The organism is Niallia circulans (genome assembly GCF_003726095.1).
Taxonomy (GTDB): Bacteria; Bacillota; Bacilli; order Bacillales; family Cytobacillaceae; genus Niallia; species Niallia circulans_A.
Map to the genome: position 1 here is coordinate 2,759,795 of NZ_CP026031.1, position 14,063 is coordinate 2,773,857.

Here is a 14,063-nt window from a genome sequence, read left to right on the forward strand (position 1 = left end):
TTAAGTTTTTTATAAACAGTATTAGCTGTTTAAGGTATGTTTTTTTAGAATTCCATATTCACCTTATTTTAGCATTAAACACTAAATATATGCTAGAATTCAGTCAAAATAATAAGAAAAGCTGCTAGGTAAAGCAATGGCCATTTCTCCACTCCTTTACCCGGCAGCTTTCTATTCTTTTCCTCGCAGAACTGTGTTTTGAACGATTATATTGCAAAGTGACAGTAGAACGCTAAAAAATAAACACATACCAAAACTCGAAATTTCAAAACTATCTCCCATTAATCTGTCTGTTAATGACAGCGTAATAGCGTTGATGACAAATAAAAATAGCCCAAGCGATAACACTGTTACAGGTAACGTCAATAAAATTAAAATTGGTTTGACAATAATATTTAGCAAAGATAAAATCACACTTGCTCCGATTGCCGCACCTATTCCCGATAAATAAAATTGTTCCTGAAATAATCCAGCTAATGCTACAAAGAATATAGCATTAATCAGTATTCCGATAATCCATCTCATTCCAATTACTCCTCATTTAAACACAGAAGAAGCTGATTGATTTAAGATACAGAAGAAAACCACATTTTACCTTGAAGTCCCTGTATCTTATTCATTTCTTCTATTAAAATTAATTGCTTTTTTCAATTTTCTTCACTTTTATCGATCCTGTTTTAGTATTAGCTTCAATTTTTGTATGATGCTCACTTGATTGGATTGATTTAAATTGTAACGTTTTTTGCAGAACTTCATTTTTTTCCTCTATTATTTGTATTCCCTCTAACTCTACATTGAATCCACCAAAATTCGTTTTTAATTCACCGCTGACCGCTAATGTTTCAGGTAAACTTACTTCAATGCTTCCTGTTGTCCCTTGGAGCTCAAGGATTTCACAGGTTTCTGAATGGTTCACACATGATATACTGCCATTAAAGGCTTGTAAATCAACTTTATTGAAATACCCCTCAACCGTAATAGAGCCATTTATTGTTTCTGCATCCAGTTTATCCATCTTTCCTTTTTCGACTTTAATACTGCCGTTTGCAGCATCTGCCTCCACTTTTTTGTTTTCACCAGCTTTTAGCGTTATTTTACCATTAGCTGTTTTAGCATACAATTTTTCCGCTTTAACATCAAACGTAGTAATTGGTCCATTAAATAAACGGATGATGGCTGATTCATATGAAATTTGTGGAATATAAACCTGTGCTTTCACTTTCATCCACTTATGGTTCGTTTTCACTACTAAGCGCTCATTATCTACTATTACGTCTACTTCCTTGAGAAATACTCTTTTTGCTTCCTCTAAAGAATTCACTCGATAGACCCTTGCTTTACACTCAATACTTACTTCCTCTTGATCCCATGGAATCAGTTCTACTTCTCCATTGGGAATATCGATATCCAACTTTTTGGGAGCAATATTATTGAATTGAAAAATGTGAGAAACTTCTTCAAAATGACCGAAGTTTAAATCTAGGTCTACTTCCTTCACCTTTTTTATGGTTGTATCAACTATGTCAAAAAGCTTATCTTTCGCTGCTTGAAAATTAAATCCATAATTTGAAGACGTTTCTTTCTTTTTTTCATGAAACTTTGATTCTTTTTGAAAATCTTCTAAAATTATTTTTTCTTCTTCATTTAAAGACTTTTTCTCATTCACTTCATCAACCTTTTCCATTAGCTTTAACGCTTCATCAACAGTTAATTTTCCACTTTCCACTAATTCTAAAATTCGCTTTTTCTCTTCTGCCACTTTAAATCCTCCTCAAAAAATACGATTTTATTCTTTTAAGTACTTTTCACAAAACATTAAAACACCGCTTATTTCCATTTGCTAATGTGAAGACTATTAGATTAAAGAAAAAAGACACTTTCAAAGCCAATCATTGGTTGAAATTACTAATTAACAGAAAGGACTCCTATATGTTAATACGGAATCATCCCAGCAAAGGTTTCAATTTGAATACTTTCTGATCTTCTTTATTTTATGTAGCGGGTTTCTAATTCAGAAGAATTTCTCCTTAAGTTAGGAAAAAAGAGACGAGGTCTGGCAGGTAACTGTTGGTAATAATTCCATCAGCTTTTCTACTTTCCCCGTCTCTTGATTTAAGTTGTAGCGATTTTTTCCGCTTCTTCGATACTATTCTTCATTCTTTGCCGCTCTCTATCTAGGATCGGCTTTAAATATTTCCCTGTATAAGACCCTTTTAGATTGGCAATATCTTCAGGAGTCCCTGTTCCTAATATTGTGCCACCTTTATCTCCGCCTTCTGGTCCTAAGTCGATAATATAATCAGCAGTCTTAATGACATCGAGATTATGTTCAATAACTAGTACTGTATCTCCATTTTCGACTAGTCGCTGAAGAACAATCAATAGTCTTGAAATATCATCAACGTGTAAGCCTGTTGTCGGCTCATCCAAAATATAAAAAGACTTTCCGGTAGATCGACGGTGTAATTCTGACGCTAGTTTTACCCTTTGTGCCTCTCCACCTGATAAAGTAGTCGCTGGCTGTCCGAGTTTAATATAACCTAAACCAACGTCCACAATTGTTTGCAATTTACGATGGATTTTCGGTATATTTTCGAAGAAGGATACACCATCTTCCACTGTCATTTCCAATACATCGGAGATGTTTTTTCCTTTATATTTCACTTCTAATGTTTCCCTATTGTATCGTTTGCCATGACAAACTTCACATGGAACATAAACATCTGGAAGGAAATGCATTTCAATTTTTATGATTCCATCTCCGCGGCATGCTTCGCATCTTCCACCTTTAACATTAAAACTAAAACGTCCTTTTTTATAACCGCGTACCTTTGCTTCATTGGTTGTCGCAAAAACATCACGTATATCATCAAACACACCCGTATAAGTCGCCGGATTCGATCTTGGTGTTCGACCAATTGGGGATTGGTCAATATCTATGACTTTTTCCAATTGTTCAATTCCCTTAATTTCCTTATGGGCACCTGGCTTTGCCTTCGCACGATTTAGCTTTTGAGCCAAGCCTTTATGAAGAATTTCATTAATTAAAGTACTTTTTCCTGAACCAGAAACCCCTGTCACAGCGATAAACATTCCGAGCGGTATTTTTACATTTACATTTTTTAAATTATTTTCTTTTGCCCCAGTAATTTCAATATATCTGCCATCACTTTGTTTTCTCTCTAATGGAAGTGGAATGAATTTCTTTCCAGATAAATACTGACCAGTTATCGATTGTGGATCATTCATTACTTCTTTTGGCGTTCCCACAGAAATAATTTCGCCACCATGGACACCCGCACCTGGACCAACATCAATTAAATAGTCAGCAGCCATCATGGTATCTTCATCATGTTCTACAACAATCAATGTATTCCCTATATCACGCATCTGTCTTAATGTATCGATTAATTTATCATTATCTCTTTGATGAAGCCCAATGGAAGGCTCGTCCAAAATATAAAGAACACCCGTAAGCCTTGAACCGATTTGTGTTGCTAAACGAATTCTTTGGGCTTCTCCACCTGATAAAGTTCCTGCCGCTCTACTTAGTGTTAGATAATCTAATCCAACATTGATTAAAAATCCAACTCTTTCTTTTATTTCTCGAAGAATCAAGTTAGCAATTTGTTTTTCTTTATCTGTTAAATCAACCTTCTCCATAAATTCATAGCATTCCACCACTGATTTTTCAGTAATTTTGCCGATATGCTGTCCGTTAATTAAAACAGCCAAAGCCTCTTTCTTTAGGCGATATCCTTTACATGTGCGACAAGGCTGTTCTGCCATGTATTTTTGCATTTGCTCACGGATGTAGTCAGAACTAGTTTCTTTATATCTTCTTTCCACGTTTTTCATAACGCCTTCGAATTGGATATCATTTTCTCTCACTTGGCCAAAGTCATTTTCATAGCGGAAATGGATATATTCCTTTCCAGATCCATAAAGGATTTTATCCATTAAATTCTTCGGAATGTTCTTTACAGGTATATTCATGTCAATTCCATAATGATTACATACACTTTCAAGAAGCTGTGGATAGTATTGAGAACTAATAGATTCCCAAGGAGCTATCGCATTTTCCTTTAAAGTTAAATTCCAATCAGGAATAACTAAATCTACATCTACAACTAGTTTATTTCCTAGACCATCACAATCTGGACAAGCTCCAAATGGACTATTAAAAGAAAATAGCCTTGGTTCTAATTCACTAATAGAGAAACCGCAAATTGGACAAGCGTGATGCTCACTAAACAGTAATTCCTCTTGTCCCATCACATCAATAATGACTTTTCCATTCCCGAATTGTAAGGCTGATTCCAATGAATCTGCCAGACGAGCAGTTATTCCCTCTTTGACAACAAGTCGATCGATAACTACTTCAATATTATGTTTCTTATTTTTCTCTAGAGAAATATCATCACCAATTTCAAACATTTCTCCATCGATGCGCAAACGAACATACCCTTGTTTTTTTACATCTTCAAGTATTTTCACATGTGTTCCCTTGCGCCCTGATACAACCGGCGCAAGTACTTGCAGTCTAGTTCTCTCAGGATATTCGAGAATACGGTCAACCATCTGTTCTATTGTCTGAGAAGAAATTTCAATACCATGCTCTGGACAAGTTGGTCTTCCTACCCTCGCAAATAATAATCTCAAATAATCATAAATTTCTGTTACAGTCCCCACAGTAGAACGAGGATTTCGACTTGTCGTTTTCTGATCAATAGAAATAGCAGGAGATAAGCCTTCTATTGAATCAACATCAGGCTTATCCATTTGTCCTAAAAACTGCCGAGCATAGGCAGATAAAGATTCTACATATCTTCTTTGTCCTTCTGCATAAATCGTATCAAAAGCAAGAGAAGACTTTCCTGAACCAGATAAACCAGTTATCACTACTAATTGATCTCTCGGTATTGTTATATCAATATTTTTTAAATTATTTGCACGTGCACCTTTTACGATAAGTTTATCTTTTGCCATTGTTCTCTCACCCCTCAGCCTTTAATTCAAGCAGTAAATCGCGAAGTTCTGCAGCTCTTTCGAAGTTTAATGCTTTTGCTGCTTCTTTCATCTCGTTTTCCATTTGTGCGATCATTGCTTCTTTTTCTTTTTTCGTTAATTTATCAAGTTTTGTAGTTGTTCCATACTCTTCAGGCTCCTCTGCTGCTTGCGTAGCACGGATTGTATCTCTAATTCCTTTTTGAATGGTTTGCGGGGTAATTCCATGTTCTTCATTATACTTTTCTTGAATTTCTCTACGTCTTTTCGTTTCGCTGATAGCGACTTCCATGGAATGGGTAATCTTATCAGCGTACATGATGACATGGCCATTAGAATTTCTCGCCGCCCGTCCAATCGTTTGAATAAGGGACCGCTCTGAACGAAGGAACCCTTCCTTATCTGCATCCAAAATAGTAACGAGTGAGACTTCAGGAATATCCAAGCCTTCTCGCAATAGGTTAATTCCTACCAATACATCGTATTTCCCAAGACGTAACTCTCGAATAATTTCAATCCGTTCTAATGTTTTTACTTCGGAATGTAGATACTGTACTTTTATCCCTATTTCTTTTAGATAATCTGTTAAATCCTCTGACATTTTTTTCGTCAGTGTTGTTACCAATACCCGTTCATTTCGTTTCATTCTCTCATGGATTTCCGCTATTAAATCATCAATCTGTCCTTCAATTGGACGAACATCAATGGTTGGATCAAGTAACCCAGTTGGACGGATTATTTGTTCAATCATAACAGGAGTATGTTCGATTTCATATGGTCCTGGTGTTGCAGAAACACAAATCATTTGATTAATATGCTTCTCAAATTCTCCGAACGTTAATGGGCGGTTATCAAGAGCTGAAGGCAGGCGGAAACCATGCTCAACTAATACGTTTTTCCGCGCTTGGTCTCCATTATACATTCCTCTAATTTGCGGCAACGTAACATGGGATTCGTCAATCACAAGTAAGAAATCTTTTGGAAAATAATCCAGCAATGTATAAGGAGTAGATCCAGGAGGTCTTAATGTTAAATGTCTTGAGTAATTTTCTATTCCTGAACAGAATCCCATTTCTCGCATCATTTCTAAATCATAGCGTGAGCGTTGTTCTAGACGCTGAGCCTCTAATAATTTATTATCTGCTCTTAATTGCTCTAAGCGTTCTTCTAATTCTTTTTCAATGTTTTCAATTGCTATTTTCATTTTCTCTTCTCTTGTTACGAAGTGAGACGCCGGAAAAATAGCAATATGATTTCGTTCTCCTAAAATTTCACCCGTTAATGCATCCACTTCCCGAATCCGGTCAATTTCATCTCCAAAAAATTCGACTCTTATACAATGTTCATCTCGGGACGCTGGGAAAATTTCGACTACATCACCACGGACACGAAAAGTTCCCCGTTTAAAATCAATATCATTTCGATCGTATTGAATATCCACTAATTTACGAAGCAATTGATTTCTTTCCAATTCCATACCGGTTCTTAATGATACAACCATTTCTCGATATTCTTCTGGAGAACCTAATCCATATATACAAGATACACTGGCAATAATTATTACGTCATCTCTTTCAAATAAGGAAGATGTTGCTGAGTGACGGAGCTTATCAATTTCATCATTAATGCTTGCATCTTTTTCAATAAACGTATCCGTTTGCGGGACATAAGCCTCTGGTTGGTAATAATCATAGTAGCTAACAAAATATTCTACTGCATTATTAGGAAAAAATTCTTTAAACTCACTATATAATTGACCTGCTAAGGTTTTATTGTGAGCAATAATTAATGTTGGCTTTTTAACTTCTTTAATCACATTGCTTATGGTGAACGTTTTACCCGTCCCAGTTGCCCCCAGCAAGGTTTGAATCTTCTCTCCTGCTTGTATACCTGAGACTAATTTTTTGATTGCTTCTGGCTGATCTCCTTGAGGAGTATACTTCGAAACTAATTCAAAATCATGACTCACTAAACCATCCTCCGATCTATACACACGCCTGTTTATTCATCTATTCCATTGCTGCTTTATGTTAATACTCCACGATATTAGCTATTTTCGTACACTCTGTTGTTTTAAGGATTCAAATTCTCCGCAAAAACAAAAAGCAACAAATTAAGGAAAACAACAAAATGAAAAGACGATTTTTAACCATTTCTTTCTTTAATTCCTACCTATGTAATCAATATAACATCATTCTACCACAAACCTTCCATTTCAAACCACAAAAAAGAGAACAAACATTCGATTTATTTTTGAACATAATTTGATTAGGACGAAAAACATTTCCCTATAAAAAAATGACTATACGAAATACCTATCCTCTTTATCGACGGAAAATCGTTTAGTCATTCTTCTTCTCTATTCTTTTTTATATTTCTTCTATTAAGTATCCTTACTTGCTAATCTCTCTTTCCAATTTCTACTGATCATATAACCAATAGTCATAGAAAAAGCATCAACGACAATTAATAAAAATGTATCCGTATATCCTCTGTAAACCGAAGCAGCAATTAAAGCAACGGTTAAGACTAAACCAATAATTGGATAATAGGTTGCTTTTGAAAAAAGGATTACCAATAGGCACGGGAAAAATAGTGCAGCTATATATTTCCCCATCTATATACACCTCTATTTAACAAATTTCACTTCATTGACCGTTAATCCAAATTTCCCTAGTGCACTTGCTAAATTATTAAATATTGGTATCTGGCTAAAATCTACACCTAGTTGAATAGCTGTTTGTGCCACCTCTGGTCTTAATCCTGAAAGATAACCTTTGACACCAATTAATCGTAAAGCATGAATCACTTGGAAAATTTGATGCGCAACCATTGTATCAATTAGGGGCACACCCGATAAATCAATAAATAAGTGATTAAATCGTTTCTCGTTACATTCCTTTAGTGTATTCTCCATAATTAATTGCGCTCGCTTTGTATCAATATCGCCGATTAATGGAATAACACCAATTCCCTCCGTAATTGGAATAACTGGGCTGCTTAATTCATATATAGTTTCTTGCTGTGCCGTTAATTGCTGAAATTTATATTTATCGTAAGAACCAATAAAAATATTTACAAATAAATCAAATGCATAATGAATTAATCGTATCCATTCAAAGAGTGTAGGAATTGTTAAATGAGCAGTAGTCTCCGCAGAAAATTTCTCTACATATGATAAAAGAATGCCTTTAACCGTGTTAAGCTGTTCAATTGATTCTAAAATTGGTACTAAGTCTTTCGCCCGCTTTTCTGCAACTTTAAGAGCCCATTCAGAAATATTTGCTGAATATACTTCTTCTTCCTCAATAAAAACCTTTATTACATTTTCTAAAAGAGTTTGATGGGCGGTAATTAGTTCTGCCATATTCTCTGCTGATTTATGGACTGAATAAAAGGATGAATCACTATTTTCTATCATGCTTAGCCACTCTTTACGCATATCAACAAGATGGTCATTTAAATAAGTATATAAACTTTGCATACAAGGTTCCAACTAATTCTCCTCCTAATTCAAGAAACAAGGCTTCATTAGGTTTCTATATGGCTATTTCTTACAATACAATAACAGAAGCATTCACAACTGTCTATTTTGATTTTCTACTCTTTTTCTTAAAATCCGGTCTAGTGTTTATTGATAAATATATACTATTATATAGTTCTCCACATAGTGAAACAAGCAAGAAGCCTTTTATTAAAAACAGAATCCTTATGTAATTTTTAACAAGCTTGTTGCAATCACTTGAAAGATTGGTTTCACAGAAGATGCTCTTTTCTTAGCTTGTTCTAGCAATACAATAATTTCATCTAGTTCTTCAGGACTTAACTCTTCCACAATCCAATCTTCCAAATCCTGATTCTTAATGATTATCGTACGATTTGGTATATCAATCGTACGATAATTCCTCAATTCATTATGAATGAAATTAATATGATGTTGATATTTCTTTTCCTTATGTAAAGAATATGTATTTTTATTCACTCGACTCCTCTTCATCCTTCCGCTCCTCTCTCTATGTATCTATGCATCTTCTTCTATTCTATTTGGTAAATATATAGCTATTATAATAGGAAAAATATACAGAAGGCCTTACTCCCTAGTAATTTCTACTAAAATAGGCAATAAGAAGTGCGATAACTAGTCAAAAAGTCCGTTTTATCTATGATGGAGCTAAGGTAATATTTACTAATAAGGGGATGCGAGGCAGCAATATATAGCCATTATGTAAAGGAGACAATTAATATGGGAAAAGGAACTATGGATATTGTTGGGTATCGTATAAAAAAGGATGTTTATTCAAACTCTATTGAAGGCTTACTTCTACTTAAAAAGGACTCCATCTTAACCAAGAAGCATGTTGAATTACTTACAAAGCATCAGGTTAATCCATTTGATGTTATTGAACCTACAGATGAAACCGCTACCTCCTCCGATAATAAGGAATTTACTAATTTGCTAGATGAGGTAAAAGAAACTTTCCATCGCATTATGGAACAAGATAACAGCACGGTGGAAAAACTCTTAACTGGCTTTAAAGACATCATTGATTCTTCTCTTCAAGAATTAGCAATTTTAGAAATTCTTCATAAAGAAGTCTCACCGAATGATTATATTTACCAGCATAGTATAAATGTTGGAATCCTTTCCGCCATTATTGGGAAGATTTTAGGATTGCCTAAAAAGCAATGCCATCTGCTTAGTCAGATGGGATTATTTCATGATATCGGAATGTTAAAGTTGGATTCATCTATTTTAAAGGCATCTGCTCGTTTAACACAAACAGAATATAAAGAAATGCAAAAACACACAATCTATGGAAAAAGTATTTTATTTCAAGTACCACAATTGGATATATTAATATCGCGAACTGCTCTGTTACATCATGAAAAAATAAATGGCAGAGGCTACCCCTCTCAGCGTACAGAAAAGGATATTCCTTTCTTGATCCAAATTGTTTCCGTTGCAGACAAATTTAATAGCATGTGTACTGCTAATACGTATAAAGACAAGAAAACCTACATTGAAGCTATTGATGAATTAATGAGTGAATCCTATGGAAATGCTTTAAATCCAGCTATTGTTATTCCATTTACCAATTTCATCATGAGGAAGCAGCTCTTTAAAAAAGTCATGCTATCTAATAATGAAACAGCAGAAATTATCTTTATTCATCAAAATGAACCTCATTTACCATTGATTCGACTAAAGGATTCCTATATTGATTTACGCAGGACTTCCTCTTTAAAGATTACTGGATTAGCAAATTGAATAATAAAAATGGTCAAATCACGAGTGATTTGACCATTTTTATTATTCGAGGATTTTTTAAACCCCTTTATAGGCTTTACGATAAATATCTGCTAACTCTGTAACTAATGGTAATTTAGGGTTAGCTGTTGTACATTGATCTTCAAAGGCCCGGTCCGCTAAATAATCCACTTTTGCTTCGAATTCTTTTGCATCTACGCCTTGTGCAGCAATACTCATTGGAATATTCAGTTCTTTCCCTAGTCTGATTACTGCCTTTACAAAGTTGTCTACACCTTGTTCAACTGTATTAGCCGGCAATCCAAGAATTCTAGCAAGATCCGCATAACGTTCATCTGCTTTAAAATATTCATATTTAGGGAATGACATGAATTTTTTTGGTTTCTCAGCATTATATCTGATAACATGTGGCAATAAAATTGCATTAGAACGGCCATGTGCGATATGGAATTCGGCTCCTAATTTATGTGCCAAGCTATGGTTAATTCCTAAGAACGCATTTGCAAATGCCATACCGGCGATCGTAGAAGCATTATGCACTTTTTCACGTGCTTCTTCATCATTTCCATTACGATAAGCTCTTGGTAAATATTCAAAGATCAATTGAACAGCTTTAACTGCTAATGCATCTGTATAGTCATTTGCCATATTTGATACATACGCCTCCACAGCATGTGTTAGTACGTCCATCCCTGTATCTGCTGTAACGGATGGTGGAACTGTCATCACAAATTGCGGATCAATGATTGCTACATCTGGTGTTAACTCATAATCTGCTAAAGGATATTTAATATTTTGCTCTTTATCGGTAATAACCGCAAAAGATGTTACTTCAGATCCAGTACCAGAGGTAGTTGGAATTGCCACAAATTTAGCTTTTCCACCCAATGATGGATATTTATATACTCTTTTGCGGATATCTAAGAACTTTTGCTTTAAGCCAAAGAACTCTTCATCTGGATGTTCATAGAATAACCACATTCCTTTCGCTGCATCCATTGGAGAACCCCCACCAAGAGCGATAATGCAATCCGGCTGGAATTTAGCCATCATTTCTGTTCCTCTAACAACTGTTTCAATAGATGGATCTGGCTCTACATCGGAAAATACTTCTACTTGCACTAGATTTGAACGTTTTCTTAAGTTATAAAGTAATTTATCAACATATCCGAATTTGACCATATATGGATCAGTTACGATAAACACTCTAGAAATGTCCTTCATTTTTTGTAAATACTGTACAGAGTTTTTCTCAAAATAGATTTTTGATGGAACTTTAAACCATTGCATATTTACATTCCTTTTTGCTAGTTTTTTTACATTCAATAAATGAATGTCTGTTACGTTAGTAGATACAGAGTTTTTACCATAAGATCCACAGCCAAGTGTTAAAGATGGCATGAAAGCATTGTAGATATCACCGATCGCACCTTGAGAAGATGGAGCGTTGTTAATAATTCGGCATGCTTTCATTCTTAGCGCAAAGCTTTCGATTACTTTTGGATCTTCAGAGTGAATAACTGCTGAGTGTCCTAATCCGCCGAATTCTAGCATTTCTTCTGCACGTTTGATTCCTTCTTCTGTTGATTCAACTTTATAGCATGCAAGGACTGGACTTAATTTTTCTCTTGATAGCGGGTAATTTGGTCCCACACCCTCTAATTCCGCAAGTAGGATTTTGGTATCTTCCGGAACTTTTACTCCTGCCAATCCTGCGATATAATGAGCAGATTTACCAACGATATCAGGATTTACAGCACATGTGTTTTCATTAATTACTAGTTTTTCTACTTTGGCTAATTCCTCTTTATTTAAGAAATAACAGCTATTACGAACTAATAAATCTTTCACTTCTTCATAGATTTCTTTATCAATGATTACTGCTTGTTCAGAGGCACAAATCATTCCATTATCAAATGTTTTAGAAAGAATTAAATCAGTGACTGCTCTTTTAACTTTTGCTGTTTTTTCAATATAACAAGGTACGTTACCAGCTCCAACTCCCAGTGCTGGTTTGCCACAACTGTATGCAGATTTAACCATTCCTGGTCCACCAGTTGCAAGAATTAGTGCGATATCATTATGGTTCATTAATGCTTTTGTTGTTTCAATGGAAGGTTTTTCAACCCATTGAATACAGTTTTCTGGTGCCCCTGCTTTTACAGCTGCATCTCTTAAGATTCTAGCTGCTTCACTACTGCATTTCTGTGCAGAAGGATGGAAAGCAAAAATAATTGGATTCCGTGTTTTAATAGCAATAATAGCTTTAAACATTGTAGTAGAGGTAGGGTTTGTAACAGGTGTTACTCCTGCAATCACTCCAACTGGATCAGCGATTTCGACAATTCCTGTTTGTTGATCCTCATTTATTACCCCAACTGTACGATCATATTTAATATTGTGGTATATATATTCTGTAGAGAATATATTCTTTGTTATTTTATCTTCATAAATGCCTCTTCCGGTTTCTTCTACTGCTAGTTTAGCTAAATACATATGTTTATCTAAGCCAGCAAGAGCCATTGCTTTTACTATTTCATCTACTTGCTCTTGATCTAAGGACATAAATTCCTTTAGTGCTCTTTTTCCTTTCACAGCCATTTCATCAATAACTGCTTGCACATCAACTTGTTCATTTTTCCCTTTTACTTCTTTTTCAACAACTGACATCGTAGATCCCTCCAATTATAGAGAATGATAATTATGTGAATTTTTTCACATATTACTTTAAAGAAAAAACCACTTTATAAAAGCAGTTAATTTGTGAAATATTTCACAAATTGTTCTTTAAAGAAAAACTACTAATATAGTAGTTTAATTTTCCTACCAACTTACAGTTCTTGTTGCTTGTTTGCAAATTCTCGTTAGTTTTTCTTTACACGCTTATCATATAACGACTTGTGAAAACCTTCAAGCCTATTTAAATAAATTTGTTCATATTTTCACAATGTCGTTCACATTTTATACAAATTTGAAATATCCCCTTATTTTTTCTATAATATTAAATGTGATAAATTCAACAATGAAAGGGTTTACAATGTGAATAAAAAAATAGTTAGGTCGAGTACCAATCATGATACCTATCAGTTCATTATCCATGTTTCCTATCAGCTATTTATGGAATTAGGATATCGAAAGGTTAGTACAAGAATGATTGCAGAACATTGTGGAATTACACAACCAGCCTTATATCATCATTTCAAAAATAAACAAGATATTTATAAAGAAGTAATTAATGCGTCTATAAAACAAACCGAACAAGCTCTCTTAAACATTACGAAAAAATTCGAGAATCTTCAAGAATGTCTCTATCAAATTGCTATTTACTTTTTAGAAAATTATCAAGAGGATTTAATGCAAATGTTTCATGACTTACAGCATGAAATGCCGGCTGATGTCCAAACACATTTAAGAATTCGCTGGCAGGAAGGATTTTTGAACCCCATTATACAAGTATTTGATCAAGAGGAAAAAAACAATGCAAATATTTCCTACAATAAAATAGAAAGTAATAGCCAAGAAATTGCCTTGATGTTTCTTCAATATATTCAAACAGCGATGCAGCCTTCTTATATGAAAGAACTATCTTCTAATCAACAAAAAAAGGAAATCCAGCGAAAGGCAAAGTTAATTGTTCATTTATTTTTGTTTGGCCTAGTAGATAGGTAATGATTTTGTAAAAAACACTTCATTTCTTTCTGTATTAACTATATACTCAACTTATCAAGTGATAAGTTTGTTTTACATCTTACTTATCGATTGATAAGTTGCGTCTTTAAGGAGTGGA

10 protein-coding genes are annotated in these 14,063 nt (G+C 34.5%); 2 read left to right on the forward strand and 8 right to left on the reverse strand.

Features of this window, described 5'->3' with window-relative positions:
* Nucleotides 1–171 precede the first annotated feature (171 nt).
* The 7 genes from C2I06_RS13495 to C2I06_RS13525 form a co-directional block, all read right to left on the reverse strand.
* Nucleotides 172–525 (reverse strand): phage holin family protein, encoded by a 354-nt coding sequence (locus C2I06_RS13495; RefSeq protein ID WP_095330354.1) that lies wholly within the window; start codon nt 523–525, stop codon nt 172–174.
* 109 nt (nt 526–634) lie between these two features.
* A complete protein-coding gene (locus C2I06_RS13500; protein ID WP_123258202.1) occupies nt 635–1,759 on the reverse strand; it encodes a DUF4097 family beta strand repeat-containing protein in 1,125 nt (374 codons plus the stop codon).
* 353 nt (nt 1,760–2,112) lie between these two features.
* Nucleotides 2,113–4,989, reverse strand: a complete 2,877-nt coding sequence (gene uvrA / locus C2I06_RS13505) for an excinuclease ABC subunit UvrA (RefSeq protein ID WP_123258203.1) — start codon at nt 4,987–4,989, stop codon at nt 2,113–2,115.
* A gap of 7 nt (nt 4,990–4,996) precedes the next feature.
* Nucleotides 4,997–6,976, reverse strand: a complete 1,980-nt coding sequence (gene uvrB, locus C2I06_RS13510) for an excinuclease ABC subunit UvrB (RefSeq protein ID WP_123258204.1) — start codon at nt 6,974–6,976, stop codon at nt 4,997–4,999.
* Between the two features lie 414 nt (nt 6,977–7,390).
* A complete protein-coding gene (locus tag C2I06_RS13515) occupies nt 7,391–7,624 on the reverse strand; it encodes a CsbA family protein (protein ID WP_095330350.1) in 234 nt (77 codons plus the stop codon).
* 12 nt (nt 7,625–7,636) lie between these two features.
* Nucleotides 7,637–8,503, reverse strand: coding sequence for an STAS domain-containing protein (locus tag C2I06_RS13520; protein WP_095330349.1), 867 nt, complete (start codon nt 8,501–8,503; stop codon nt 7,637–7,639).
* A 213-nt stretch (nt 8,504–8,716) separates the two neighbouring features.
* Nucleotides 8,717–9,004, reverse strand: a complete 288-nt coding sequence (locus C2I06_RS13525; RefSeq protein WP_217279708.1) for a hypothetical protein — start codon at nt 9,002–9,004, stop codon at nt 8,717–8,719.
* Nucleotides 9,005–9,250: 246 nt separating this feature from the next.
* On the opposite strand from C2I06_RS13525, the gene C2I06_RS13530 reads away from it, so the two are divergent.
* On the forward strand, nt 9,251–10,276 hold the full coding sequence (locus C2I06_RS13530; protein WP_095330348.1) for an HD-GYP domain-containing protein: 1,026 nt from the start codon (nt 9,251–9,253) through the stop codon (nt 10,274–10,276).
* Nucleotides 10,277–10,333: 57 nt separating this feature from the next.
* Here C2I06_RS13530 and adhE read toward each other — a convergent pair whose 3' ends face one another.
* Nucleotides 10,334–12,946 carry a bifunctional acetaldehyde-CoA/alcohol dehydrogenase gene (gene adhE / locus C2I06_RS13535; protein WP_123258205.1) on the reverse strand — a complete coding sequence of 871 codons (2,613 nt, stop codon included), beginning with the start codon at nt 12,944–12,946 and terminating at the stop codon, nt 10,334–10,336.
* 369 nt (nt 12,947–13,315) lie between these two features.
* Between adhE and C2I06_RS13540 the strand changes: the two genes are divergently transcribed.
* The gene (locus tag C2I06_RS13540; protein ID WP_095330346.1) at nt 13,316–13,945 is read left to right on the forward strand and encodes a TetR/AcrR family transcriptional regulator; all 630 of its coding nucleotides are present in this window, start codon (nt 13,316–13,318) and stop codon (nt 13,943–13,945) included.
* The last annotated feature ends 118 nt before the right edge of the window (nt 13,946–14,063 follow it).

What these genes read in the sequence shown, in the direction of transcription:
- C2I06_RS13495 (WP_095330354.1), bottom strand. Translation starts at nt 525, where the DNA reads ATGAGATGGATTATCGGAATACTGATTAATGCTATATTCTTTGTAGCA.
- uvrA (WP_123258203.1), bottom strand. Translation starts at nt 4,989, where the DNA reads ATGGCAAAAGATAAACTTATCGTAAAAGGTGCACGTGCAAATAATTTA.
- C2I06_RS13515 (WP_095330350.1), bottom strand. Translation starts at nt 7,624, where the DNA reads ATGGGGAAATATATAGCTGCACTATTTTTCCCGTGCCTATTGGTAATC.
- C2I06_RS13525 (WP_217279708.1), bottom strand. Translation starts at nt 9,004, where the DNA reads ATGAAGAGGAGTCGAGTGAATAAAAATACATATTCTTTACATAAGGAA.
- C2I06_RS13530 (WP_095330348.1), top strand. Translation starts at nt 9,251, where the DNA reads ATGGGAAAAGGAACTATGGATATTGTTGGGTATCGTATAAAAAAGGAT.
- adhE (WP_123258205.1), bottom strand. Translation starts at nt 12,946, where the DNA reads ATGTCAGTTGTTGAAAAAGAAGTAAAAGGGAAAAATGAACAAGTTGAT.